26 protein-coding genes are annotated in these 22,970 nt (G+C 69.0%); 12 read left to right on the top strand and 14 right to left on the bottom strand.

The genetic code is table 11. The features are described 5' to 3' along the window. Positions 1-4: 4 nt before the first annotated feature. The 8 genes from HED23_RS15085 to HED23_RS15055 form a co-directional block, all read right to left on the bottom strand. Complete coding sequence (locus tag HED23_RS15085; RefSeq protein WP_203183937.1) at positions 5-1,384, bottom strand: YcaO-like family protein; 1,380 nt, start codon at positions 1,382-1,384, stop codon at positions 5-7. Then, positions 1,381-2,862, bottom strand: a complete 1,482-nt coding sequence (locus tag HED23_RS15080; protein ID WP_203183936.1) for a CocE/NonD family hydrolase — start codon at positions 2,860-2,862, stop codon at positions 1,381-1,383. Before HED23_RS15080 ends, HED23_RS15085 begins: the two co-directional genes overlap by 4 nt. Continuing rightward, positions 2,859-3,716, bottom strand: a complete 858-nt coding sequence (locus tag HED23_RS15075; protein ID WP_203183935.1) for a hypothetical protein — start codon at positions 3,714-3,716, stop codon at positions 2,859-2,861. The genes HED23_RS15080 and HED23_RS15075 overlap by 4 nt, the downstream gene beginning before the upstream one ends. Before the next feature lie 91 nt (positions 3,717-3,807). Beyond that, positions 3,808-3,921 (bottom strand): streptamidine family RiPP, encoded by a 114-nt coding sequence (gene amiA / locus HED23_RS35690; protein WP_243900507.1) that lies wholly within the window; start codon positions 3,919-3,921, stop codon positions 3,808-3,810. A 58-nt stretch (positions 3,922-3,979) separates the two neighbouring features. Then, positions 3,980-4,801 carry an ABC transporter ATP-binding protein gene (locus tag HED23_RS15070; protein ID WP_203183934.1) on the bottom strand — a complete coding sequence of 274 codons (822 nt, stop codon included), beginning with the start codon at positions 4,799-4,801 and terminating at the stop codon, positions 3,980-3,982. Between the two features lie 19 nt (positions 4,802-4,820). Continuing rightward, complete coding sequence (locus HED23_RS15065) at positions 4,821-5,828, bottom strand: FecCD family ABC transporter permease (protein WP_203183933.1); 1,008 nt, start codon at positions 5,826-5,828, stop codon at positions 4,821-4,823. Further along, positions 5,825-6,973 carry a FecCD family ABC transporter permease gene (locus HED23_RS15060; RefSeq protein ID WP_238441957.1) on the bottom strand — a complete coding sequence of 383 codons (1,149 nt, stop codon included), beginning with the start codon at positions 6,971-6,973 and terminating at the stop codon, positions 5,825-5,827. Before HED23_RS15060 ends, HED23_RS15065 begins: the two co-directional genes overlap by 4 nt. A gap of 89 nt (positions 6,974-7,062) precedes the next feature. Then, positions 7,063-8,040 carry an ABC transporter substrate-binding protein gene (locus tag HED23_RS15055; protein ID WP_203183932.1) on the bottom strand — a complete coding sequence of 326 codons (978 nt, stop codon included), beginning with the start codon at positions 8,038-8,040 and terminating at the stop codon, positions 7,063-7,065. An 86-nt stretch (positions 8,041-8,126) separates the two neighbouring features. Between HED23_RS15055 and HED23_RS15050 the strand changes: the two genes are divergently transcribed. The 3 genes from HED23_RS15050 to HED23_RS15040 all read left to right on the top strand — a co-directional run bounded on the left by HED23_RS15050 (position 8,127) and on the right by HED23_RS15040 (position 11,085). Then, positions 8,127-9,320: a YncE family protein gene (locus HED23_RS15050; protein WP_203183931.1), complete on the top strand. Its 1,194-nt coding sequence runs from the start codon at positions 8,127-8,129 to the stop codon at positions 9,318-9,320. Between the two features lie 412 nt (positions 9,321-9,732). Continuing rightward, complete coding sequence (rpmF, locus tag HED23_RS15045; protein ID WP_203183930.1) at positions 9,733-9,903, top strand: 50S ribosomal protein L32; 171 nt, start codon at positions 9,733-9,735, stop codon at positions 9,901-9,903. Between the two features lie 6 nt (positions 9,904-9,909). Next, positions 9,910-11,085, top strand: a complete 1,176-nt coding sequence (locus tag HED23_RS15040) for a GTP-binding protein (protein WP_203183929.1) — start codon at positions 9,910-9,912, stop codon at positions 11,083-11,085. A gap of 206 nt (positions 11,086-11,291) precedes the next feature. Here HED23_RS15040 and HED23_RS15035 read toward each other — a convergent pair whose 3' ends face one another. The 5 genes from HED23_RS15035 to rpmB form a co-directional block, all read right to left on the bottom strand. Continuing rightward, complete coding sequence (locus HED23_RS15035) at positions 11,292-12,002, bottom strand: GTP-binding protein (RefSeq protein ID WP_203183928.1); 711 nt, start codon at positions 12,000-12,002, stop codon at positions 11,292-11,294. 48 nt (positions 12,003-12,050) lie between these two features. Beyond that, positions 12,051-12,398 carry a hypothetical protein gene (locus HED23_RS15030; RefSeq protein ID WP_203183927.1) on the bottom strand — a complete coding sequence of 116 codons (348 nt, stop codon included), beginning with the start codon at positions 12,396-12,398 and terminating at the stop codon, positions 12,051-12,053. 78 nt (positions 12,399-12,476) lie between these two features. Then, entirely contained in the window at positions 12,477-12,911 is a 435-nt protein-coding gene (locus tag HED23_RS15025) for a Fur family transcriptional regulator (protein WP_203183926.1), read from the bottom strand. Between the two features lie 475 nt (positions 12,912-13,386). Beyond that, the gene (gene rpsN, locus HED23_RS15020; RefSeq protein ID WP_203183925.1) at positions 13,387-13,692 is read right to left on the bottom strand and encodes a 30S ribosomal protein S14; all 306 of its coding nucleotides are present in this window, start codon (positions 13,690-13,692) and stop codon (positions 13,387-13,389) included. Further along, positions 13,692-13,928 (bottom strand): 50S ribosomal protein L28, encoded by a 237-nt coding sequence (gene rpmB / locus HED23_RS15015; protein WP_203183924.1) that lies wholly within the window; start codon positions 13,926-13,928, stop codon positions 13,692-13,694. The genes rpsN and rpmB overlap by 1 nt, the downstream gene beginning before the upstream one ends. 68 nt (positions 13,929-13,996) lie before the next feature. Here rpmB and rpmG point away from each other — a divergent pair, with 68 nt between their 5' ends. The 9 genes from rpmG to HED23_RS14970 all read left to right on the top strand — a co-directional run bounded on the left by rpmG (position 13,997) and on the right by HED23_RS14970 (position 21,496). Next, complete coding sequence (gene rpmG / locus HED23_RS15010; RefSeq protein ID WP_203183923.1) at positions 13,997-14,161, top strand: 50S ribosomal protein L33; 165 nt, start codon at positions 13,997-13,999, stop codon at positions 14,159-14,161. A gap of 52 nt (positions 14,162-14,213) precedes the next feature. Beyond that, entirely contained in the window at positions 14,214-14,468 is a 255-nt protein-coding gene (locus tag HED23_RS15005) for a type B 50S ribosomal protein L31 (protein ID WP_203183922.1), read from the top strand. Continuing rightward, positions 14,468-15,622 (top strand): CobW family GTP-binding protein, encoded by a 1,155-nt coding sequence (locus tag HED23_RS15000; protein WP_203183921.1) that lies wholly within the window; start codon positions 14,468-14,470, stop codon positions 15,620-15,622. Before HED23_RS15005 ends, HED23_RS15000 begins: the two co-directional genes overlap by 1 nt. Before the next feature lie 43 nt (positions 15,623-15,665). Further along, a complete protein-coding gene (rpsR, locus tag HED23_RS14995; RefSeq protein WP_203183920.1) occupies positions 15,666-15,908 on the top strand; it encodes a 30S ribosomal protein S18 in 243 nt (80 codons plus the stop codon). Positions 15,909-16,102: 194 nt separating this feature from the next. After that, the gene (locus HED23_RS14990; RefSeq protein ID WP_203183919.1) at positions 16,103-16,405 is read left to right on the top strand and encodes a hypothetical protein; all 303 of its coding nucleotides are present in this window, start codon (positions 16,103-16,105) and stop codon (positions 16,403-16,405) included. Positions 16,406-16,653: 248 nt separating this feature from the next. Beyond that, entirely contained in the window at positions 16,654-18,129 is a 1,476-nt protein-coding gene (locus HED23_RS14985; RefSeq protein ID WP_238441955.1) for a Y4yA family PLP-dependent enzyme, read from the top strand. Continuing rightward, positions 18,119-19,438 (top strand): pyridoxal-phosphate dependent enzyme, encoded by a 1,320-nt coding sequence (locus HED23_RS14980; RefSeq protein ID WP_203183917.1) that lies wholly within the window; start codon positions 18,119-18,121, stop codon positions 19,436-19,438. The genes HED23_RS14985 and HED23_RS14980 overlap by 11 nt, the downstream gene beginning before the upstream one ends. Before the next feature lie 5 nt (positions 19,439-19,443). After that, positions 19,444-20,649: an aminotransferase class V-fold PLP-dependent enzyme gene (locus HED23_RS14975; protein WP_420803034.1), complete on the top strand. Its 1,206-nt coding sequence runs from the start codon at positions 19,444-19,446 to the stop codon at positions 20,647-20,649. 91 nt (positions 20,650-20,740) lie between these two features. Further along, positions 20,741-21,496 carry a class I SAM-dependent methyltransferase gene (locus HED23_RS14970; RefSeq protein WP_203183915.1) on the top strand — a complete coding sequence of 252 codons (756 nt, stop codon included), beginning with the start codon at positions 20,741-20,743 and terminating at the stop codon, positions 21,494-21,496. A gap of 58 nt (positions 21,497-21,554) precedes the next feature. On the opposite strand, the gene HED23_RS14965 is transcribed toward HED23_RS14970, so the two are convergent. Next, positions 21,555-22,958, bottom strand: a complete 1,404-nt coding sequence (locus HED23_RS14965; RefSeq protein ID WP_203183914.1) for a salicylate synthase — start codon at positions 22,956-22,958, stop codon at positions 21,555-21,557. Positions 22,959-22,970 lie beyond the last annotated feature (12 nt).

Genomic DNA, 22,970 nt, shown 5'->3' with positions numbered 1-22,970 from the left:
TTCCTCACATGTGGGGCGGGGGCGCCAGCGTGAAGTCGTCCGGTGCGCCCGGCGCTTTCGTCCGCCAGCCCCGTCGCACAGCCGCTTCGGCGAGCCGCGGGCAGCCGAAGTAACCGAAGGCCGCCGGGGCGTTGGGGAGGAGCCCGGACACGAGGACCCGGGCCACCCTCAGCGACGTCTCGGCCACGTCCTCGGTGGTCAGGTCGAAGGTCATGACGCGATGACCGCCTGCGTGCAGCGCCTTCTCCAGCCGCTCGCGGCTGCCGGGCTCGATCGCGTCGACGGACACGGCCCGGTGGGCGGGCTCGGTGAACCGCCGGGCCTCGGTCGTCATCCGTTCGTCCAGCCATACCTGCACGTGTGCCCCCAGGTCCCGCACGTGTTCGAAGTGCTCGCCGCACGCGTCGAGGTAGCGGCCGTCGGCGCGGTGCTCCAGGTAGAGCCCCCGGGCGAGCAGGCCGGCCTCGACGGCCTGGAAGACCCAGCCGTCGGGATCGGTCAGCCCCTGTGTGAACACCCATGTATGAACCGCTTCCAGTACCGCTTTGCGAGCGGCCTCGGCGGGGTCGTACTTGCAGGCGAACCCGGCTGCGTACAGGCCGAGAGCCGGGTCGTGGACGAGCGCGGCGACGCACGGGGCGAACTCCGACGGCATCTCGACGAGATGGACGTCCAGCGCGGATCCGGCCAGATCGTCCATCAGACCGGGCACGCTGGCCGGGTCGATGCCGCGAGCCGGCCCGTCGAGGTGCCACCACAGTTCCAGGGCGTCGCGTTCGACCACCTCCAACAGCCCGCGCTCGACGGCGTCGTCGAATCCTTGCCCGGTGGCTATGCCCGCGTAGTTGAGGTGGTGGGTACGCGGCAGCTCCCGCAGGTCACCCTGGCGCCAGTTGAGGTGGGTGAGGGCGACCGGCGCCCAGACCTCCGTCGTCCGTCCGTCCGGCAGCCGCTCGGTGCCGCGGGTCCACAGGGACGGGGTGTCCTCGGCGAGGCGGCGGTAGGGGAACTTCGCCCTCGTGTACTGCCACGACGCGTACGCGGGCAGGTCATCAGGGCCGTAGAGCCGCAGACCCTGCTGAGCCAGCTCGGCAGCGGTGGCACGCAAGGGGGCGTCGGGGTGGCCGGGCGGCGGCACACGATTGCCGCAGTACCGCTCGATCCCCTCGGCTATCGCAGCAATTCTCGCTTGCTCCAGGTCTCCGAAGGTGGTCCCCAGCGAGACCCGGTCAGCGGGCCACAGGCCCAGCTTTCGGGCATCGGCAATCTCGGCTGTGAGTGCCGTGTAGCGGGGCGGGGCACCCGCGGGGTGCTCGACGGGTTTGACCTTGCGGACGATGCCGCAGACGGGGTCGACGAGAGCTTCCAGCGGCAGCGCCGTCATCGCAGAATCTCCTCGGTGGGATCGACGGACGGGGGGCGGGACGGTAGGACGTGCAGGTTCAACGTCACGCTCGCCGGGTCGACTTCTCGCCGGGAGGCGAACAGCCTGTCAGTCGTGATCGGGTCACCCCCGGTGTGAGGGTTGCGAGCATGAGCCGGGAAATGGTGTCCGGCGATTTCGAGCCGCAGCCGCGTGCCGACCGTCAGCCGACGCGCGAGACGTCCGAGTTCGATGGTGAACTCGCCGCTGTGGCGAGCCATCTCCGCCCGCCGCAGGATGCCTGCGACGAGTGGCTCGGCGGTCCCTTCCGGTGTGAGGGCGACGAGACGGGCGGCCCAGTCGGCGGACGGAGTGTCGGCGGTGGCCCGCAGGTGGATGCGCACGGGCCCGACGGCGTCGAGCGGGCGCGGTAGCGGCGGGGTGACCAGCACACAACGGTCGGGGAAGTCCCCGGTGGGCACGGTGAGGTCGTCGGAGCGGACGGGACGGTCGGGGTCGGCGGTGAAGAGGGAGCCGTGGAGCAGCCGCAGCCGCTGCGTGGTCGGCTCGACGTCGGTGCCGGCGGGCAGCCACAGGTCTCCGCCGCCCAGCGCCACCGCGCCGTGGTGCCCGGGAGCGAGACCGCCGGCCAGGGCGCGGCGGGCCCAACGCACGTACAGCTCACCGAGGCCGACCCGGTGCGCGGGGCCTGCGTCGGGTCCGGGCGCGGTGACGAGGCCGTGACCCCACGGGCCCAGCAGCAGGCGGGCTGAAGGCCCGCCCCAGGTGCGCCACAGCGCGACGGTGTCCTCGGTGAAGTGGTCGTGGTGGCCTCCGACCGCGAGCAGAGGCATGTCGGTATGGGCAGCCCGCGAGGTGAGACGACCGCGATCATCACGCCGCCACAGCCCCGCCCAGGAAGGCAGGTTCCGGCCCAGCCGCCGGGGGAGATCGGTGAGCGGCAGGTGGCCGAGCAGGCCGGGGTCCGCTGCCAGGGCCCTTTCCAGCGCGCGTTCGTCGGAGTCCCGCCGGTCCCCGTGGGCGGCCCACCAGCCGGCTCGGGTCAGCAGCCGTTCGGCGCCGGAGGGTTCGCGGGCCGTCTCCGCGGCGCCGAGTGCGGGCACGGCGGCGATAACAGCATTCGGCCGGTCCTCCCTGTGTGCTTCGAGGGCGAGAGAGAGGGCGCAGTAGGCAGCGTAGGAGGCTCCGACGGCTACGTAGCGTCCGTCGCTCCAGGACTGTCGGCGGATCCAACGGGCTGCCGACACTCCGTCGGCGGCCTCGTTCTCGTACGGACGCCACTCCCCCGGCGACGCGAATCTGCCCCGCACGTCCTGGACGACGGCGCCGAACCCTCTGCGGGCCCAGCCTCGCGCCTCGGCCAGGTGTCGGGCACGGTCGTAAGGAGTACGGATGAGGACGGTGGGAAAGGGACCGGCGCCGTCGGGCAGGCACACGTCAGTGGCGAGGCCGTCGACAGTCGGACGGAAGACCGTCATCTGTACTTCTTCGGCATGCGTGCGACGTCGGGCACCGGCATGACGGGGTGCTCGGTGACGGTCAGCGTGCGCAGATCCACCTGCCGCAGTCGACGCCGTGCCGGGAAGCCGGCCGTTTCAGGGGCGCCGGTGGCCCACCGGTCGAGGTCGTCGGCGAGCAGGGCCGCGAGCAGTGCGGCGGCGGGCACGGTCAGCCGGACCGGCACACCGGAAGCTCGGGGTCCGCTCCAGTAGGCGGACAGCTCGCGGTGGGCAGGGGTAGCGGCAAGCCGCCGGGCACGGACATGGGCCGCGGTGACATCTCCTGGGCCGATGGCGAGGGGTTCGACGTATGCTTGCCAGCCCTCATGGTGGCACCGCAACCAAGCCACCCCGTGCTCGGGCAGCCGGTCGGCGGCGTCCCACAGCCCGTCGGGTACGGGCCCGTCGAGACACCACACGACGGCGGCGGGGTCTCCGTCGAGCAGATCCTCGATATCCATGGGCGACAGGTCGGCAGCGGTCGCGGCAGTGGCCGTCGTCCGCGGCTCGGCACCCAGGGAGGCGAGGTGCGCGGCCAGCGGTTCGGTCAGAGCCGCGGCGCCGAGTAGCCGTACGTGCCGCCGGGCGACAGGCCACTTCGGTCGCTCGGGCTCCTCCACGAGATACCCGGCCTCCGCGAAAGCGCGCACGACGCGTCCCAGTTCGGCACCTTTCGGGACTGCGTTGTTGCCGGAGAGCAGGGAGAGCAGGGCGTCTTGGTGCACCTCTCGTGTCCGGACACTGAGGAACTCCCCGTCAGCGGTGCGCACGGCGAGATTCCGCCCTGGCACGGCGACAACCTCGACACCGGGTGCGAGCTGATTGCGGGACACGATGTTCCTCCTGACAACTGAGCACGGGAAGGGGCGTGGGCCCGCCCGGAAGGCAACGGGCGGGCCCACGGTCGAGGGTGGTCGACCTCGGTTACTCCTCGGTGTCCTCGAAGGGGTTCTCGACGAGCGCGTTCGAGTGAGAAGCCGAGTCGTGGGCCAGCTGGCCCGGGTCGGCGATCGGCGCGAAGATCTGCTCGTTGTCCATGAACTCTCCTTGTTTATCGGGGAGATACGCCGTTCGGGTGAACGTCGCAACGGAGACACTAATGGAACTGATTTTCATATTCTAGAGCCGGGAGAGGGTGATCTGGGTAACACACCGGCCAGCCGCCCTCGGGGTCCCGGCCGACCCGGCCGGCCACGTTCAGTACGTCCGCCAGCAGTCCCGGCGTGACGACTTCCTTCGGCGTTCCGTCGGCCACCACGCGCCCATCGCGCAGGGCGACTATGCGCTCGGCGAACCGAGCGGCGTGGGCCAGGTCGTGCAGCACCATCACCACAGTGAGCTCGCGTTCCTCCCGCAGCCGGACCACCGTCTGCATCACATCCAGCTGGTGGTGCAGGTCCAGATAGGTGGTCGGCTCGTCGAGCAGCAGGACTCGGGTGTCCTGGGCGAGTGCCATGGCCAGCCGCACCCGCTGCCGCTCACCCCCGGACAGCGCGTCCACGTCACGGTCAGCCCACTGCTCCACACCGACGTCACGCAGCGCCCGACGCACGACGGGATCGTCCCCCTCGCGCAGCATGCCCAGCGGGCCACGCGCCGCGTACCGCCCCTGCCGCACGAGGTGACGGACCGTCATACCCGGTACGGCAGGCGCGGACTGGTGCAGCAGCGCCACCCTGGCCGCCGTGGCCCGCCTGGAGAGCCCGGCGAGGTCGTCCCCGCCGAGCAGAACGCGCCCCTGGTTCGGTTGCAGCAACCCGGCGGCCAGCCGCAGGAGGGTCGATTTGCCGCAGCCGTTCAGGCCGATGAGGGCTGTGAGCTCGCCTGGCCGTACGGTTACATCGACGCCCTGCAGCACGGGTCGTGCGGGGTAGCCGAAGTGGACGTCCTCAATGTGGATGCCCATGGACTTGGTCATGCTCGGTCCTCCGTCGATGTCAGAAGGTGCGACTCGGCGTACGGCGTACGACGACCAGCAGCAGCGCGGCGCCGAGGCACGCGGTGAGCGCCCCGACCGGAAGCGTGAGCCGCCCGGAGTCCAGCGTCGCGGCGAGCAGCCGCGAGGACAGCTGCGCCGCGGCATCCGCTCCGCACACCACGATCGCGCCCAGCAGGGCGGCGCCGGGGAGACCCACCCGCAGGTCCGCGCCGAAGACGGCCATGGCCAGATGCGGGACGAGCAGTCCCACGAAGCCCAGCGCTCCGACCGCGGCCACGGCCCCTGCTGTCAGCGCTACAGCGCACATCAGGGCGAGGGTCCGCGCCCGCCGGACCGAGAGGCCGGCGGACATGGCGATGTCGTCACCGCAGCGCAGGAGGGTCAGCGGCCCGGTCAGCAGCCACGCCGCGACCCCCCAGACCAGGGCCCAGGGCCACAGAAGGTGCCAGTGCTCCCACACCCGGCCCTCCGTGGTCCCCACCAACCACTGCACGACGCTCCCGAGCTCCCCCGGCTCCACAAGCAGCACCATGGCGGTGAGCCCGCCGAGCACCGCGGAAACCAGCACTCCGTGCACGGCGGTCTGGGCGGGATCCCCGCCTCCCCGGCCGACGAGCAGCCAGAGCAGCAGCGCACCGGCGCATCCGCCCGCGCACGCGGCGAGGACAACGGCCAGGGGTGACTCCCACCCTGCGAGCCCCAAGGCCGTGGCGGTGACCGCACCGAGGACTGCCCCCGGCGTCACGCCTGTCACTTCCGGCCCGGCCAAAGGGTTGCGCAGCGCGGACTGCAGGATCAGCCCTGCCATGGCGAGGCACGCCCCCGCTCCGAGGGCCACCAGCATTCGCGGAAGCCGCAGCTGGAGGAAGATATGACGTTCCGTCGCGTCACCACCACCGCCCAGCACGTCCCAGACGGCGCCGGGGGACATACCGCGTCCGGCCACCAGTTCCAGCCCAGCGCACACGACGGCCAAAGCCGACAGTGCTACGAAACGCCACCTCACCGTGGGTCCTCCGTACCAGTCGTCTCGCCGGGCAGTGGCGCAGTGCCGCGGGCGCCGGGCTCCTCCTGGCTGCCGTTCCCCCGCCCTCCGGCAGGAGGTGCCTCGACGTCCGGACGAGGGGTGTCGGTACGCGGTCCAGGCATCGGCGTGCGCACCGCGGCCGCACCGGTTCGACTGCCCTCGGTCATCCGGTCGCGGCGACGGGAACGCATCAGGGCGATCCCCGCGGGCACTCCCAGCAGGGCCGTCCAGGCACCGGCCGGCGTCTCCACCGGCGCCAGTGCCAGACGCGCCGGGACGTCGGCGACCGTCACGACCACGGCGCCCCACGCGGCGGACCAGGGAAGCCAACGCACCGCACCCGCATAAGGGTTGAACCATCGCGCCAGGTGCGGGGCGAGGAATCCCACCCATGCGACAGGTCCGCATACGGCCGTCACGGGTGCGATCAGCACGACGGCGATGGCCAGCGCGGCCAGCCGCGCCCGCTGGGCACGCACACCCAGCGCCTCGGCATCCTCGTCGCCCAGTCGCATGACCGAGAGCACGGGCGCACAGAGCACGAGGGCGGGAGCCGCGACGAGCAGCCACGGCCACAGCCCCGTGACGTCCTCCCAGGTCCGGGCGGAGAGGGACCCCAGCAGATACCGGTAGATGAGCTGAAGGTCCAACTGATCGGCCATGACCATCAGGACGAGCAGCGCGGCCTGCAACGCGGCGGCCACCGCGGCGCCGGTCAGCAGCACTGCAGACGGGCTGCGCCCCAGCCCGGCGGCGAGCAGGGTCAGCCCACCGCCGAGCGCGGCCCCGCCGAGGGCGAGCAGGGGCTGTACCGCGGCGGGCAGTGACAGAGTCAGCACCAGCGGTGCGGCCACCCCCAGCGCTGCCCCGGACGAGACGCCCAGCATTTCCGGCACGGCCAGAGGATTGCGGAGCGCCTCCTGGAGGACGAGCCCCGCTGCCCCCAGACAGGCTCCTGCGATCAGCGCCAGCACCAGGCGTGGGAAGCGGAGTTCGTTGACGACGACCCCGGCCAGCGTGGTGTCTCCGTCCAGTACCGCGCCGACTAGCCGGTGCGGTGGGACGTACGGGGTGCCGAGGCAGAGTGCACAGACCGAGGCGACGGTCAGCACCGCGATCACCATGAGGGGTTGCCACGTCCCTGCTGCACGTGCGCGTCGGCCGGCCCTGTCTGTCCCATGACCCGCCGCAGTGGGTGTTGGGAGGGTTGCACTCAACGCAGCGCGGCCGTGGCCTCGTCGAGCACGATACCCAGCGAGCGGGTACCGCGCCCCTTGGCCCACGCTTCTGAGTTCACTTCATGGACGGCGCCGTTCTTCACCGCCGGGATCTTGCTCCAGAGGGGGTTCTTGGCCAGCTTCTCCGACAATTTGCCGTCCGCCCCGCCGAAGCTCATTGTCTCGACGAAGAGCACGTCGACGTCCCGGGCAAGGATCTCCTCGAGGCTGTAACTACCTTCCACTCCACGAGACTTCCACGGGTAATCGGCGATCTTGGGGAACAGGCTGGCGGCCACGTCACCTTCCGGGGTCGCGACGCCGAAGTTCTCATCGCTGCCGTAGATGATGAGGGCGGTCTTGTCGCTGGGGGCTTCCTCGGCCTTGGCGAGCTTGGCCCGGAAGACTTGCTCCGCCTTCTCTCCTTCGGCGGTGCGGCCGGTGAGGGCGGCGGTGTCGCGCAGGTATCCCACGCTGTCCTCCCACGTCTCGGGCTGCATGGCCCAGAACGTGGTCGCGCCCTTCAGCGCGGGGGTGAGCTTGCCGTGGGTGTCCCCGAGGCCGATCACGAGGTCCGGCTTGTGGGAGAGAATCGCCTCTACCTCCGGGGCGATGAATCCACCGGGGATGACGTCGACCTCCTTGGCCTTGGCCTCCCCGAGGAAGCGGGGGTGAGGGAGCAGCGCACTGTTGGTGGCCGTCGGGACGATGCCGAGTTCGGTCAGGATGTCGTCGCAGAGCGCGAACAGGCAGACGATCCGCTCCGGCTTCTTCTCCAGGGAGATCTTGACGCCGTTCACGTCGGTCAGCTCCGTGGCTGCCTTGATGGGTTCGACAGTGACCTCGGTCTTGGGGACGGGCTTTGCCTTGTCACTCACGGACCCGTCGGAGGACGAGCCGCAGCCGACCAGGACGGAACCCGCAACTAGTGCTGTGAGCCAACTACGAACGGATCTGGACGGTGCGCGCAGCATCGAAGCCCTCGCTTCTCCTCAGGAACCTGGAACGCACTGAAGATACATGATAATCATTTTCAATCGCCCGGAATGTTGGAGGATATATGACCGCCGCCGCGCTACTAGTCTCCGACCACGTGGACGGCTCAGTCAGCGTGCTGACCGTGCCGGACGGCACCGTCACGGGGCGCCTCACTGGGCGTCACCTCTCCGAGCACGCCGGATTCTTGGCCCTACCCGAAGGACGGGTGGCCTGCGTCGACGAACGCCGGGGAGAGTTGCTGGTCCTCAACCCTTTCGACGATGAGCTCGTAGAACTCACCGTCCCGGTCGCCGTGCCGGCGGAGCATCTGGCCTGCGATCCGTCCGGACGCCGACTGGCCATCACGACCGGCCTGGGCAAGAACATCGAGCCTTGGTCGGACCTGTTGACAGTCGTCGACCTTGCGACCGGAGAGGCCGCACGGGTACGCACACGCGCCGGGGAACCGGGGGTGACGGTCCTTGGCGGTGGTGACCCGCTCGTCGTACTGCGGCACCGGCAACCCGGCACGCTGGCCGTACACCGGTTTGCGGATCTCCTCGCGGCTCGGCCCGGCTGCCCCACCGTCACGCCCGACATGGTCCTGCCGCTGCCTGACGACGGCCACGGTGACGCCCAGGACCCCGACTCAGGCCGCGTGTTCGCCGCCACGAGCGAGGGAGTACATCCAGCACGCAGGATGGCTGACGGATTGGCGGCCGAGGCGGTGATTCCGTGGGAGTCACCCGCCCGAGGCTGGTACCTGCGCCTCGACACTCACCGACGGGCGTTGTGGAGCACGCTACGCGGCGGCCACCCGGACCCGTTGCGGTGGCCGGACTGGACGAACCAGGCGTGGCGCCACGACTTGGTGACGGGGCGCACGCACCTCACGGACCTCGGCCCGGGCCTGGTTTTCCGGCTGGCCCTCGCCCGTGATCACACAGCCTTCACCCGCATCCATCCCGACGGTGACGAACTGGTTCTCCTGTGCGCCGACGACACCCTGCGCCGCGTCCCCCTCCCCGCCATGGACGGTGCGCCGTCTCGCGGCGGCACTCCCTGGGAAGGCGTCCAACGCCGAGCGGTGGCCTCCTCGCCCGACTCCGACTGGGTCGCCGTCACACGGGGCGGCCACGGCGAGGTGCACATCTTCGACGCGCGGACAGGTCACGAAGCGACCCGCCTGAAGACGAGTACACCCCTGCATCATGGAGGACACGCGATGTTGCGTAGCTCGAACGACGGCACCGACGGCGACCCCGTGGGGCGTTGAAGGGCACTCAAGGTGGCGCACCCCTGTCAGCGCACGGACCACGCTTCGCCAGCCGCGGGAGACAGCGGGAGCAGTGTCACCCGCACTACCGGCGCCGCGTGCCGCCGTGCCGGCGCCGGACACCCAGCGCAGGATGCAAGGCAGGGGAGAAACCACTCCCGCCCGCACGGCTGAAAGACCCCCGGTTCCAGCCGTCCACCCTTTCGCCCATGGTGCAACGGGAACGGTGTGCGCAAGGAGCAACATCAACCGCGAGAGCACTCCGGAGGGGGCGACCGCAAGTCGGCGAGGAGTACGCCGCCCTCGGGAGGAATCACCGGCGGAGAAACGGCGTCATACCAACCGGAGACATTTGGTATTGACTATCATTTTCATATACCGTTCGTCGCCTACGCCGACCCAGGAGGTCTCCATGGCAGTCCCGAAGCGGAAGATGTCCCGCAGCAACACCCGTCACCGCCGCGCCCAGTGGAAGGCCACGACGCCTCAGCTCGTGCCGGTCACCGTCGACGGCTCCGTCTACCAGGTGCCGCAGCGGCTGGTGAAGGCGTACGAGCGCGGCCTCCTGTCCCCCGAGGACTGATCCTTAATGGCGCAGGACCTGCTGCCCGTAACCGTGCTCTCCGGTTTTCTGGGAGCCGGCAAGACCACACTGCTCAACCATGTCCTTGGCAACCGCGAGGGACTGCGAGTCGCAGTGATCGTCAACGACATGAGCGAAATCAACATCGATGCGGCGCTGGTGCGCGGGGGCGAGGCGGCTCTCTCACGCACAGAGGAACGCCTGGTCGAGATGACCAACGGATGCATCTGCTGCACACTGCGCGACGATCTCCTCGAAGAAGTGGACCGACTCGCCCGTGAAGGGCGCTACGACTACCTGCTGATCGAGTCCAGCGGCATCTCGGAACCGATGCCGGTCGCCGCCACCTTCTCCTTCCCACGCGACGACGGGGCGACGCTGGGCGACCTCGCACGGCTCGACACCATGGTCACCGTGGTCGACGCTGCCAACTTCCTGCCGGAATTGGCCGGAGGTGACGGCCTCGCCGAGCGTGGACTCGACCAGTACGAGGATGACGAGCGCACGGTCAGCGACCTGCTCATGGACCAGATCGAGTTCGCCGACGTCATCGTGCTCAACAAGCTCGACCTCGTGGACGGACGAGAACGCGAGCAGCTCAACGCCGCGCTCACCCGCCTCAACCCTGCAGCACGGATCGTGCCCGTCAGCCGTGGACGCGTCGAACTGTCCGAGGTCCTCGGTACCGGCCTCTTCGACCTGGAACGGGCCCAGCAGGCTCCCGGATGGGTGCGGGAGCTGAACGGGGACCATATGCCGGAGACCGAGGAGTACGGAATCTCCAGCACGGTCTTCCGTTCGGACCGCCCCTTCCATCCCGACCGCCTGTGGGCGTTCGTCACCGACGGGCTCGACAGCGGCAGGTACGGACAGGTTCTGCGCTCCAAGGGCTTCTTCTGGCTGTCCAGTCGGCCGAATGTGACCGGTCTCTGGTCGCAGGCAGGCTCCGTGGCCCGCTTCGAGCCGTCCGGCGCACGTGACTCCGGGACCACGCAGGGTCAGGAACTGGTCTTCATCGGTACGGATCTGCGCGCGGAGACACTCCACGACGCGTTGTCCGCGTGCCTGATGTCCGAGGGTGAGGCGCGGCCCGCGACCGATCCCTTCCCCGAATGGGACACGTACGGCATCGATGACTCGTGTGAGCACGAGCACCCGGACGCCTTGGCAGCGCACCCATGAACTCCGGGCCGGGCGGTGGTCGCAGCCACGGCATCGTCCGGTCCGGCCCGTACCGCGTACAAGTGGGCCCCGTCGACCATGACATCGGTCGACGGGGTCCATTTGCGCCTGACTGCAGGGCTCCCCTCCACCAGGGGGCCGTCACCCGAGCAACAGGTCGGGCACCGCCGCCCACGCATCCCTGCCCTGCGCCAGCTCACGGTCGGTCAGCAAAGTCTCGTCGAGTGCCAGTCGAGTGGCCTGCTCATCGAGATCCACTCCGGTGAGGACAATCGTTGCGCCGCTCCCCGTAACAGTCGTGCCAGAACCACGACGCGAAAGTGCGTCTCTGAGGTGTGGCGGCCTGCCAAGCGCGCGTTTCTTCCGGCTCCAGCCACCTGCCAGCCTCTCGCAGGTCCAGGTGTGCGCGCGGAGCGCCAGGTGACCACGGAATCGGGACGGCTGGAAAGCCACAGGTGGCCTCGGCTGCGCACGACTCCCCTCATGACCTTGGCGAGGGCGTCGGCCAGGCGTTGCGGATGGACGGGCCGGCGGGCGCACCACAGGACGGACTCGGCGAAGGGCTCGAGGTAGGGGGATCCGCGCCGGATGCCGGGGATCACCATGGGGTCCAGGCGCGCCAGCCACTGTTCAGCGAAGTCGTCCGGCAATGGATGCACAAGGTGCTTCTCGTCGGCGGATGGGTCCAGAAGCTGAGCGGTACCGTTGATCTGCTCGACCAGGGACGCCACACCTGATGCGTACCGGCTGACGGCGTCTTTCCCCGCAGGCACGTAGAGCACATCGGCGGACTCGACCTGCCGTGCAGCAGCCTCGGCCTGCGTGAGCGGAGCCGTACGGTCCCAGCCGTTCCACAGGCGAACGGCCTGGTGGACGCAACCGATGTCGGCCATGAACGGCGCCGGGTCGACACCCACCAGGACCGGCGCCGCTGCGTAGTGGTCCCCGAGGGAGGTCGCACCGCTTCAGGTTCGCCACAACTCCACCAGAAAGGGCGGGATGTCCAGGTTTTCCGGGAGGGCGAGGATGACATGGCCGCTGCCTACGGCCCGGCGGAGCGAAGGCAGGTCCTGCCGAAGGATCACGGCCGGGCTCCCGGTGGCAGCCTTGGGAGCGATCGACTCGAGACGCGGATCGTCTCCGGAGAGGAAGCGCTGGACCGAGGGGCGCCCCTCATGCCGTCCGTGGACCGACACCGCCAGGGCGACTGCGCCCTGCGACAGCCGCAAGAGCCTGTCAACGGCTTTTCCTCGCAGGGCCGGAGTGTTGCCGGTTACAACACTGAGCAGCCCCTTGGGCACGTGGGTTCCCATCGAGTGAGGTGGAGCGATAGCTGGCCGGTGGCACTTCGAAGGGTTGCGCAACGCGGGCCGGGCAGGTCAAAGTCCCCCTCAGCCCACATCGCCTAACGCGCAACGGGGGCAGGTACCCGTCGCGGCGACAGCGTGCCGCACGTCCTCGAACCCGTGACGAGGCCCCAGCTGCGCGACCCAGTCCTCCAGCACCTGGCAGACGAACGCGACGCCGGCTCCGCAGACCCGGCACGTCAAGTGGTGCTCGTGGACCGGCGGCAGATACCGGTACACCTTCACCCCGCTGCGCGCGTGTACCGCTTCGAGTCTCCCCTCCGCGTCTGCGGCAGCCAGCGCCCGGTACACCGTGGTGAGGCCGATACATATTCCCTGCTGCGTCATCGACGTGTGGAGGCCCTGAGCACTCACAAACCCTCCGTTCCTCCGGAGGGCGTCCAACACTTCAGGCCGCCGATCTGCTGCACGGCGGCGTCTGGGTCGATCGGGGACGGCAGCCGACGAAGCGCTGGCCATCGTCGCCTCCTTACGTGCGGGTAGGTGCAGCTGCTGGTCACGTCAGTCTCCGGAGTCGGCCCACGCGCGGGCCGCCTCAGGAGGAGGGCGGGCGCCAGGGAGGAGAAGCCCTGCACCGGCCCGCGGCGAGTGCCTGGGGCTCCCGGTGAACCGCCTGGCGCTCCTTCAGGCCAGTTGGCCCGCCCCCGCCGACGGTGGATCTCGGGCATCCTCCGTCGGCGGGGCGGTCGGGCCCGTCGCCATAGCGGCGTCCACCCCTCACATTATCCGAGATGGTAATCATTTCCAATTAGTTCGGCGAGGTATTGGCAGAGTCGACGGGGGACCCGAATAAGCGCACCCCCCGCCGCCCTGCGAAATACCCGCACGCCCACTACGGCGCATCATCGGCCGTGGCAGCATGCGGGCAGGGAACAGCGACGGGTGGCGCCACGGCCCGCCGACCGCACCACCACCCGTCATCGAGAGCGAGCTGTCACCAGGAGGACTTGGTCACTCCGGGAAGGAATCCGGCGTGCGCCTGTTCGCGCATCCGAACCCGGGACAGTCCGAACTTCCGCAGATGACCACGCGGGCGGCCGTCCACGCCGTCCCGATTGCGCACCCGGGTCGCACTGGCGTTGCGCGGCTGGCGGCGCAGTTCTCCGATCACGGCGAGCCGCTCAGCCTCCGGGGTGCCGGGCCTCCGGATTATTTCCTTCAACTCCGCACGACGGGCGGCGTACCGCGCGACGGTCGCCTTGCGCTTCTCGTTCTGGGCGATCTTGCTCTGCTTGGCCATCAGACCTTCACTCCCCTCGCCCGGATGCGGGCGACCGCCGCCTCGATGCCGATGGTGTCGATCACCTTGATCGCCCTGGCGCTCAGCACAAGGCGCACATGCCGCCCCTCGCTGGGCAGCCAGTAGCGCTTGCTCTGGATGTTCGGGTCGAACCGGCGCGACGTGCGCCGGTGCGAGTGGGAGATCTTGTTGCCGAAGCCCGGCTGCGCACCGGTCAGTTGACAGTGGGCGGACACGAAGTTACCTGCCTCTCATCGGGTCGGGTCCATATTGAAAATGGAAACCATTGCCATATAGTACCGGCATGGCTCGCAACGAACTACGCCCGATCATCAAGCTCCGCTCCACCGCGGGAACGGGCTACACCTACGTCACCCGCAAGAACCGGCGGAACAACCCCGACCGGCTGGTGCTGCGGAAGTTCGATCCGCTCGTCCGTCGCCACGTCGACTTCCGCGAAGAGCGCTGACACCGCGATCCCTCCGCTCGACACCCCCGACCCTGACCACGAGGACACCGCCATGAAGCCCGGAATCCACCCCTCCTACCGCCCCGTCGTCTTCCGCGACAAGACCGCCGACTTCGCCTTCCTGACCCGCTCCACCCTGAGCAGCGACCGGACCGTCGAGTGGGAGGACGGCAACACCTACCCGGTCGTCGACGTGGAGATCTCCTCCGCGAGCCACCCCTTCTACACCGGGACCGCCCGCGTCCTGGACACGGCAGGGCGCGTCGAACGCTTCGAGCGACGCTACGGCCGCAGTGAGGGCCGGTGATGGAGGACAGGCACAAGCTCCCCATCGTCATCGTCAGCGGACTGCACTCGGACGCACGCCACGAGGTCGTGGAGGGGCTACTCAGGGAGATACCTCACAGCGTCGCTCTGCACCACGACCTGGCGACGGCCGAGACGGGCACGGTGTACCGGACCGTACGCGACACCTCCGGGACGCTCTCCAGCGGCGATACCCCCCTGGTGAACGACTGCGCCTGCTGCGCACTGCGCGAGGACCTGATGCCCGAACTGGAGCGCCTGGCGGCCGACGGGGTGACCAGGACCGCCATCGTCGAACTATGGGACTCCGTCGAGCCCCAGGCGATGGCCGAGGTCATCGCCGCACACGGCGATGACCGGGCAGAAGTGACGAGCGTGATCACCGCCGTCGATCCCGCCCTCGTCCTGCCCTACCTCGCCAACGGCGACGACCTCACCGAGGCGGGACTGGCAGCCGCGGCCACCGATCAGCGGACCGTGGGCGACACCTGGGCGCGACAACTGGAGTACGCCTCGGCGGTCGCCATCGTGGACGACGGCCAAGCGGACGAGGAAGACCGGGCGCTGATCGGCCAGCTGCACCCGACGGCCCCTCAGGCGGCGGCCGGCTCGCAAGAGCTGGCGAGGCTGGCCCTCGTAGGGTTCGACGTGGAAGCGGCCGGCGCGGGACAGCATCCGGCCTGCGCACTATTGCCCCAGGAGGCCGAGGAGGCCGGCGTCAGCACTCTCGTGTGGCGCAAGCACCGACCGTTCCACCCCGAGCGTCTATACGACGCCCTGGAGGACCTGAGCTACGCGGCCGCCCGCAGCCGCGGCCGGTTCTGGCTCGCAGACCGTCCCGACACACTCCTGTCCTGGGACGCGGCGGGCGGCGCGCTCTGCGTCGAGAACAACGGTCCCTGGCTCGCATCCCTCCCGGACGCAGCCTGGGACATGATTCCGCCGGTCCGACGGGCGGCCGCCGCACTGGACTGGCATCCCGAGCACGGCGACTGCTGCCAGCACCTGGTCTTCATCTCCCCCGGCCTGGACCGAGACGGGCTGACCGCTCTACTCGATTCCTGCCTGCTGACCGACGCCGAGTACACAGCGGGCCGTGCGGCCTGGAAGGACCTGCCAGCCGCCTTCGACGAGTTCCTCGACCCCGTCCACTGACCGCCTCGCGCAACCACACACCCCGCCCCATAAGGAAAGATCCATGGCCCGACGCCAGGAACCCCGTAAACCCGCCAAGGACCGTCCGAACCCGCTCGACGCGGCGAAGATCACCTACATCGACTACAAGGACACCGGCCTCCTGCGGAAGTTCATCTCCGACCGAGGCAAAATCCGCAGCCGCAGGGTCACCCGGATCAGCGCCCAGCAGCAGCGACAGGTGGCCGCAGCGATCAAGAACGCACGCGAGATGGCACTACTGCCGTACGTCGGCGCCGGCAAGTGATCCACAAATCAGGCCGTCACGGAGTGTGATGATCGAAGGCTCTGCGTGCTGAACTGCAGCCCTGGCGGCGCGCCCGGAGGTGCCCACACCCAGGCGGGCCTACCCTGCGAGATATGCCGGACTTGTCTGCCCCTTCTCTCCGGCGGGCGCGTTCGGTGTCTCCAAGACAGCGAACCGACGAAGGAGTCAGTGAGATGTCCACGACCACGGCGCACCACCCCCACCCCGCGCACGCTCACCAGCACGCCCCGGGATGCGGCCACGTGGCGATCCCGCACAACGACCACATCGACTACGCGCACGACAGCCACCTGCACCGTGCCCACGAAGACCATGTGGACGAGTGCGTGAATCCGGCACACTCGGTCCACGAAGGGCACGACCACCAGCACGGACAGGACTGCGGTCACGTCGCCGTGCCGCACGAAGACCACGTCGATTACGTCCATGACGGCCATCGGCACGCCTCCCACGACGGGCATTGGGACGACCACTGACAGGCCCCTGCCGTCGGCCGCCCGTCGGCATCGGCGAGATTCCGCATATGGCAGGCGCTGGTGCGGACTCCGCACCGGCGCCTGCCGCTGTTCACGTTCAGTGTGGAGCAGGCATAGAGGTCGTTCGACCTGGACATTATGGATACGACAATCATCCCGCTGAGCTGATCCATCACTTGCGGCGGCGCGTCGACCAGTGCCCTCAGCGGTCGAGTTGCCGCTGCCCCGCTGAGAGGCGAGTGCCGCCGTTGGCTGTCCCCTTGTTCCTGGATCCGAAGCTCGAACCACCCCTCACGCCCTTGCTGGCCTCCTCACGCTTCCTGCACGATCTCGTCGACGGGCTGGGGTCACCCCTCAATGTGGTGGTTCCGGACCGGATCGCCGAGAACGTCGCTGGATTCCGGTCCGTGTACCGGAGTCACCATCTGGAGGGCGATGTCTCCTTCGCCCACAAGGCCAACCGGTCGAGCGCCCTGGTACGCCGACTGGCGGCCACGGGCGCGGCCATGGACGTGGCCTCACTCGGCGAACTGCAGCACGCGCTGGCCTGCGGTTTCACCCCTGACCGCATCGGTGCGACAGGCCCGAAGGAACCGGAGTTCCTCTGGCTCGCCGCACGTACCGGCGTCACGGTCCACATCGAGGGACATGCCGAGTTGGAGTCACTCGCCGCGCTGGTGCGCCGCCACGGGCTGCCTCGGGTGCGGGTGCTGCTCAGACTGTCGGAGTTCTCGGGCACCGCGGTCAAGGTCCTCAGCCGTCGCAGCCGATTCGGCGTGCCCGCAGCGGAGTTGGCCGGCCTCTTGGATGTCTGCGAGCGGCACCACGAGGCCGTCGAGGTCATTGGTGTCTCCTATCACCTCGACACCATCAGTCTCGACGAGAAGGCCCTGGCCCTGGAGGGCTGCGTACGGGCCATGGACGAGTTCCGGGCCCGGGGGATGCGTCCGCGGGTGATCGACATCGGCGGCGGTTTCGGCGTCAACTACCTGGCCGACGGGGCCCAGTGGGAGCACTACACCAGTCAGCTGACTCTGGCGGCGATGGGCAGGCGCGAGCCTCTGGCGTGGCGCAACCACTCGTACGGGCTGAGCAGCGAAGGGGGCACTCTCCGCGGAAGCCTGGAGCTCTACCCTTCTTATCGCCCGGTCGCCGGGGCCGACTACCTGGACGAACTCCTGCGCAGTCCCGCCCCGACACTCGGCCGCCCACTGGCGACGCTGCTCCTGGAGAACCTCTATGACCTGTGCGTCGAGCCCGGCCGTGCTCTGCTCGACCAGTGCGGGCTGACCCTGGCACGTGTACTGGAGGCACGGCGCGAGCCGGACGGCACACACTCGATACGCCTGGCGATGAATGCCGATGACTGCGCCCTCGAGGAACACGGCATCCTCATGGATCCGATCGTGCTCCACCGGGGCAAGCCGTGGCAGGCCACGGAGAACGCCACGGAGTCCTTCGGGGTCCACCTTCACGGGAACCTGTGCCTCGAGTCCGATCTCATCACACGCAGGCTGGTCCTCCTGCCGCGCCTGCCGGCCCCGGGCGACCTTCTGGCATTCGCCAACACAGCCGGATACTGCATGGATTTCAACGCCCAGCACGCCCAGCAGCGCCCACTCGCCCGCAAGGTGGCGGCTTACCAGGGACCCGACGGCTGGCAGTGGCGCCTCGACGATCAGTACTGGCCCATACACTCCGCAGAGGACGCGCATGAGGTATGACAGCATCATCGAAACAGTCGGCGACACGCCTTTGGTCCGTATCGCCCCTCACGTCCACGGTCTGCAGAACATCGACCTCTACGCGAAGCTCGAGTTCTGCAATCCCTTCGGATCGCTGAAGGACCGGGCAGCCTGGAACATGGTGCAGCCGGGGCTGCCCTCGGCGATCGAACACGGCAACCGCATCGTCGAGTTGTCCAGCGGAAACACCGCAAAGGCCCTTGCCGCCATAGCCGGGATGCACGGGATCGGATTCAAGAGCGTCACCAACCGGATGAAGATTCCGGAGATCAAAGAGATGCTCCTCCTCCTAGGAGCCGAGATCGAGGAACTTCCGGGGCAGACCGAGTGCCTCGATCCCACGAACTCGGAGGATCCCCTCACGCTTTTCCACCGCAGTCTCGGCGACCCGGACAGCACCTATCTCCACACCGATCAGTACTACAACGCACGCAACCCTGAGGCCCATGAGACGGGCACCGGACCGGAGATCGTGGCGGACCTCGACGGCCGGGCCCCTGACTGGTTCATCTCCGGTGTCGGCACCGCCGGCTCCTCCACGGGCGTGGCGCGCGCGTTACGGGAGCGGAATCCGAAGGTCGGCGTGGTCGGGCTCGTCGCGGACAAGTCGGATTTCATTCCGGGGATCAGGAACATCGACGAGGTGCAGGAAGTCGGGATCTTCGATCCCCTCACGTACGACACCATCGAGAAGGTTACGTCCTCGGAGGCCATCGACGGAATGCTGACTCTGGTCCGACGGTGCGGGATCCTGGCCGGACCGACCGGCGGAGCCGCCTATTTCGGAGCGGTCCGGCATCTCAGGGACATAGGATCGGAGCTCACCGAACCAGCTACCGCCGTCTTCATCGTGTGCGACCGCGTCGAGAGTTATCTGAGTTACATCAGGAAGCGCCGGCCGGAACTCCTGGGTCAGCGGCCGGGAAACAACTCAGCCGCATCCGTCTCGCTCGAGGAGCTGCACCAGACCGCCGCTGTAGGAGTCGCGGAGGCGCAGAAATGGATAGCCGCGGAAAAGCCCCTGGTCGTGGACATGCGCAGCCCCTACGCCTTCACGGCCCTGCACATCGAAGGGTCGATCAACATCGTCGACGAGTTGTTCGAGGACCTGGTGCGCGGTGGGCTGCCGTTCAGCAAGTCCCAGTCGGTGCTGCTCGCGTGTCCCGTCGGCGAGAAGTCCTTGCGGTACGCGGCCCTGCTGACCCGCATGGGCCATCCGGACGTACGCAGCCTCACCGGAGGCATCATCGCTTGGCGTGACGCCGGCGCACCGTTGGTGCGGGAGTGACGCCCGTGCACGGCGATACGGCTGCGAGGGAGGCGGAGGACCTGGCGGCCTGGAACAGGGCCGTCCGCGCGCAGTTCCCGATCGTGGCGGGGAACCCCGGTCTGGCCTATCTGGACAGTGCCGCGACGGCGCAGAAACCGCAGGCGGTCCTGGACGCCGTCCAGGAGTATCTGACGACCTCCAACGCGAACGCGGGCCGGGGCGCCTACCCGTGGGCCAACAGGACGACTGACCTGATCGAGGAGACCAGAGGGCGGGTCAAGGCGTTCCTGGACGACCCGGATCCGGACACCTCGGCCGTGCACTTCGTCAGCGGCACCACCGAGGGTCTGCGCCTGGTGGCCCGGGACTGGTTGGTGCACGAACTCCGTGACGGCGACGAGATCATCGTCCCCTTCGCCGATCACCAGGCCAACGTCTCGCCCTGGCTGGAGGCTGTCGAGTCACTGGCCCGCCAGGGCAGACGTGTCACAGTCCTGGAAATGCCCTACCAGGTCTCCTCAGGCGACTACGACACGGATCAGCTCGCCGATCTCGTATCCCCGCGCACGAGGTTCGTGGCGGTCACCCACGTCCATCACGTGTACGGCGGGGACATGAACGTGCACCGGATCCGCCGTGCGGCGGGGCCCGACGCGGTCATCTGCATGGACGCCGCCCAGAGCGTCGGCCACCTTCCCGTCTCCATGGCAGCGTTGGACGTCGACTTCGCCGTCTTCTCCGGACACAAGGCACTGGCGCTGCCGGGCTCCGGAGCCGTCTGGTCCCGTGCCGCACGCGGGGCCCCTTTCGCTCCGCGCGGCTGGAGCGGCACACCGAACACCGCGGGCATCGCCAGCCTGGGAGCCGCACTGGACTGGCTCGACCGGGCCGGAACGAAGCGGATCGAACGCTGGACCGTGGAGCTGGCCGCCCGGTTGACGGACGGGTTACGGACGCTGGCGCCGTACGACGTGGTGGGGTGCCAACGGAGTCTGGCCGCGAACTCCCCGGCGCAGCAGCGGCACGGCATCGTGACGTTCAGGCATCGGGACATCGATGCGGTCGACCTGGGGTTCATCCTCTTCAGCCACGGTTTCATGGTGCGGGCGGACGGCCTCTGCCAGGGCCGGGCCGGTGAGAACCGCAGCTCCGTACGGGTCAGTCTGCATGCCTACAACAGCCGGCACGAGGTAGACCGGCTACTGGAGGTACTCACCGAGCTGAGCTGAGCCGAGTCCAGCTAGTGCCGATGACAATCGTTTTCACCTGTAGATTCGGGGTCACATAGCGGAACCGAGTGTGTAGAGGTGGTACAGGAAGATGAGCGTGAGCATGTCGACGGCCCAGCTGTGGGTGGACCGCTGGGAGCAACAGCAGCAGCGTTACGCGATTGACCGGGAAGAACGCTTCACCGTGGTCGCGGACGTCGTGGAACATGTGACGGCCGGTCACGAGACCCCTTGCGTGCTGGATCTGGGATGCGGGCCCGGCTCGCTGCCCGCCCGGCTGATCGAACGCCTGCCGCAGGCCGAGATCGTCGCCGTCGACATGGACCCGCTGCTGCTGGCACTGGCCCGCGCCCGTCATCCGGACGCCGCACGGTACGTCGAAGCGGTGATCGGCGAGGAGGGCTGGACGAGCGCCCTCGGACTTCAGCGGCCGATCGACGCGGTGGTGTCCACCACCGCGCTTCACTACCTCCCCGAAGGCATACTACGGAGCACCTACGCCGAGCTGAGAGCCCTCCTGCGGCCCGGCGGGGTACTGATCAACGCGGACCATCTGTCGCAGGACGGGGCCGGGTTCGCAGAGATCGCAGAGTTCGTCGGCGTCCGCAGGGCCGAACGCCGTCATGCCTTCGACCACGAGGACTGGGAGACATGGTGGTCCGCCGTCGAGAGCGAGCCCGAGCTGACGAAGCTGTGCGCCGAGCGCCGTAAGCCAGGCTTCGTCCACGCCGAGTGCGCCGTCACGCTCGGTCGGCACGTCGAGTTGCTGGCCGAAGCGGGCTTCGGCCATGCCAGTCCTGTCTGGCAGGTGGGCAACAGCTACGTCCTCGTCGCCATCCGGCAGTAGCCGCGCGGAGGACAGGGGCAGCACTGCCCCTGCCCTCCGGCAATGTGCGATACAGCCGTCACCCCTCGGCGTACCTGAGATGGGGAGCTACGCTGCGCAGCTTCTCGCACGTCTCCTCGATCTCCCGTGCGGGAACGGACTGGCCGGTGACGCCGGCGCCCGCACGGAGCCAGACCCTGTCCCCCTCACCCAGCAGCGTCCGGAGGACCAGGGCCGCGTCGAGTGAACCGTCCGTGCCCCCTCGGAAGACCGCGCCGCCGTACAGTCCCCGGGGGCCGTCCTCGTATCGCACCAGTGCGCTCAGCGCAGCCTTCTTCCCTGAGCCCGTGGCGGTGATCGCGGGAAAGAGCGAGGCGAAGGCCGCCCATGGGCCCGTGCCGGGACGGAGCCGTCCCGTGACACGCGAGGCGAGATGCTGCACCGAACCACGTGGCCTGACCGCCATGAATTCCTCGACCACGACGGACCCGGGGCGGCAGACCGCCTCCATCTCGTCACACGCGAGGCGCACGGAGACGGCGTGCTCGTGGATCTCCTTCGGGTCCGTGAGCAGTTCATCCCGCCGTCGGTCGTTCTCCTCCGGGTCAGGTCCCAGAGCGCGGGTGCCCGCGAGCGGCTGCGTGCTGACCCGGCCGTCCTGCCGGACCTCCAGCACCGTTTCGGGGCTGAATCCGGTGGCCTTGCGCCCGCCGAGGTCGATGAGGAACGAACGGGCGGGAGTGTTGGCCCGTCGGCCGGCGAGATAGGTCGCTGCGAAATCGGCGACAGGCCCGGCGGGCAGCGCAACCGCGCGCGAGACCACGGCTTTCTCCAGCAGGCCCGCCCGGATGTCCGCGACGGTGCGGGCGACGGCTTCTCCGTAGCCCGCGGTGCCGTCGGTGATGAGCTGTTCGGCCCGGTCCGGTGTCACCCCGACGGAGGCGGGCCGGGTGGCGGAAGCAGGGGACTCAGCGAGCAGTTCGCCGATTTTCCGGGCCCACGCCTCGTCGACGGCCCGTATCTCGGCCCGGCCAGGCGTGAGGGACACCTCGACACAGGGAACCAGCGCGTGCAGCAGGGGGCGCGTACCGGCCGCCGCCGGGTCGCCGTGCAGGATATGTGCGAGCTCGAAGGCGGACCAGCCGTAGAAGCGGCGGTCCTGGTGGCCGACGTCGCCCAGGGCGTCCAGTGCGGCGGCGAACACCTCCAGCGGTCGTTTGCCCGCCTCGGCGGTCCAGGTCCGTCCGTCCGCCCTGGCGGTGACCCGGGCGGCGTCCGCCGTGAGCGTCACCGCGGAGCCCGCGGCGAAGTACCAGGAGCCCTCCTGTTCGTACACGGCGGACTCGTCGTCCAGTCCCGCGTCCGTGAGGCGCACGGCTGCGGCCGACGGGTCCTCGTAGGGGATTTCCATACTGCTCGTACATCGGAGCTCGGGTACGGATCTCCCCCATTCCTCCCAGTCGTACGGAGAGCCTGTCGTCATGCTGGTGTGCCT

The organism is Streptomyces pratensis (assembly GCF_016804005.1).
In the GTDB taxonomy this organism is placed as follows: domain Bacteria; phylum Actinomycetota; class Actinomycetes; order Streptomycetales; family Streptomycetaceae; genus Streptomyces; species Streptomyces pratensis_A.
This window is presented reverse-complemented; position numbering and strand designations above follow the sequence as displayed.

Bases quoted from the DNA above. Each gene is read 5' to 3' on its own strand.
- HED23_RS15085 (WP_203183937.1), bottom strand. From the start codon at position 1,384: ATGACGGCGCTGCCGCTGGAAGCTCTCGTCGACCCCGTCTGCGGCATC.
- HED23_RS15080 (WP_203183936.1), bottom strand. From the start codon at position 2,862: ATGACGGTCTTCCGTCCGACTGTCGACGGCCTCGCCACTGACGTGTGC.
- amiA (WP_243900507.1), bottom strand. From the start codon at position 3,921: ATGGACAACGAGCAGATCTTCGCGCCGATCGCCGACCCGGGCCAGCTG.
- HED23_RS15070 (WP_203183934.1), bottom strand. From the start codon at position 4,801: ATGACCAAGTCCATGGGCATCCACATTGAGGACGTCCACTTCGGCTAC.
- HED23_RS15060 (WP_238441957.1), bottom strand. From the start codon at position 6,973: ATGGTGATCGCGGTGCTGACCGTCGCCTCGGTCTGTGCACTCTGCCTC.
- HED23_RS15055 (WP_203183932.1), bottom strand. From the start codon at position 8,040: ATGCTGCGCGCACCGTCCAGATCCGTTCGTAGTTGGCTCACAGCACTA.
- HED23_RS15050 (WP_203183931.1), top strand. From the start codon at position 8,127: ATGACCGCCGCCGCGCTACTAGTCTCCGACCACGTGGACGGCTCAGTC.
- rpmF (WP_203183930.1), top strand. From the start codon at position 9,733: ATGGCAGTCCCGAAGCGGAAGATGTCCCGCAGCAACACCCGTCACCGC.
- HED23_RS15040 (WP_203183929.1), top strand. From the start codon at position 9,910: ATGGCGCAGGACCTGCTGCCCGTAACCGTGCTCTCCGGTTTTCTGGGA.
- HED23_RS15030 (WP_203183927.1), bottom strand. From the start codon at position 12,398: ATGGGAACCCACGTGCCCAAGGGGCTGCTCAGTGTTGTAACCGGCAAC.
- HED23_RS15025 (WP_203183926.1), bottom strand. From the start codon at position 12,911: ATGGCCAGCGCTTCGTCGGCTGCCGTCCCCGATCGACCCAGACGCCGC.
- rpsN (WP_203183925.1), bottom strand. From the start codon at position 13,692: ATGGCCAAGCAGAGCAAGATCGCCCAGAACGAGAAGCGCAAGGCGACC.
- rpmG (WP_203183923.1), top strand. From the start codon at position 13,997: ATGGCTCGCAACGAACTACGCCCGATCATCAAGCTCCGCTCCACCGCG.
- HED23_RS15005 (WP_203183922.1), top strand. From the start codon at position 14,214: ATGAAGCCCGGAATCCACCCCTCCTACCGCCCCGTCGTCTTCCGCGAC.
- HED23_RS15000 (WP_203183921.1), top strand. From the start codon at position 14,468: ATGGAGGACAGGCACAAGCTCCCCATCGTCATCGTCAGCGGACTGCAC.
- rpsR (WP_203183920.1), top strand. From the start codon at position 15,666: ATGGCCCGACGCCAGGAACCCCGTAAACCCGCCAAGGACCGTCCGAAC.
- HED23_RS14990 (WP_203183919.1), top strand. From the start codon at position 16,103: ATGTCCACGACCACGGCGCACCACCCCCACCCCGCGCACGCTCACCAG.
- HED23_RS14980 (WP_203183917.1), top strand. From the start codon at position 18,119: ATGAGGTATGACAGCATCATCGAAACAGTCGGCGACACGCCTTTGGTC.
- HED23_RS14970 (WP_203183915.1), top strand. From the start codon at position 20,741: ATGAGCGTGAGCATGTCGACGGCCCAGCTGTGGGTGGACCGCTGGGAG.
- HED23_RS14965 (WP_203183914.1), bottom strand. From the start codon at position 22,958: ATGACGACAGGCTCTCCGTACGACTGGGAGGAATGGGGGAGATCCGTA.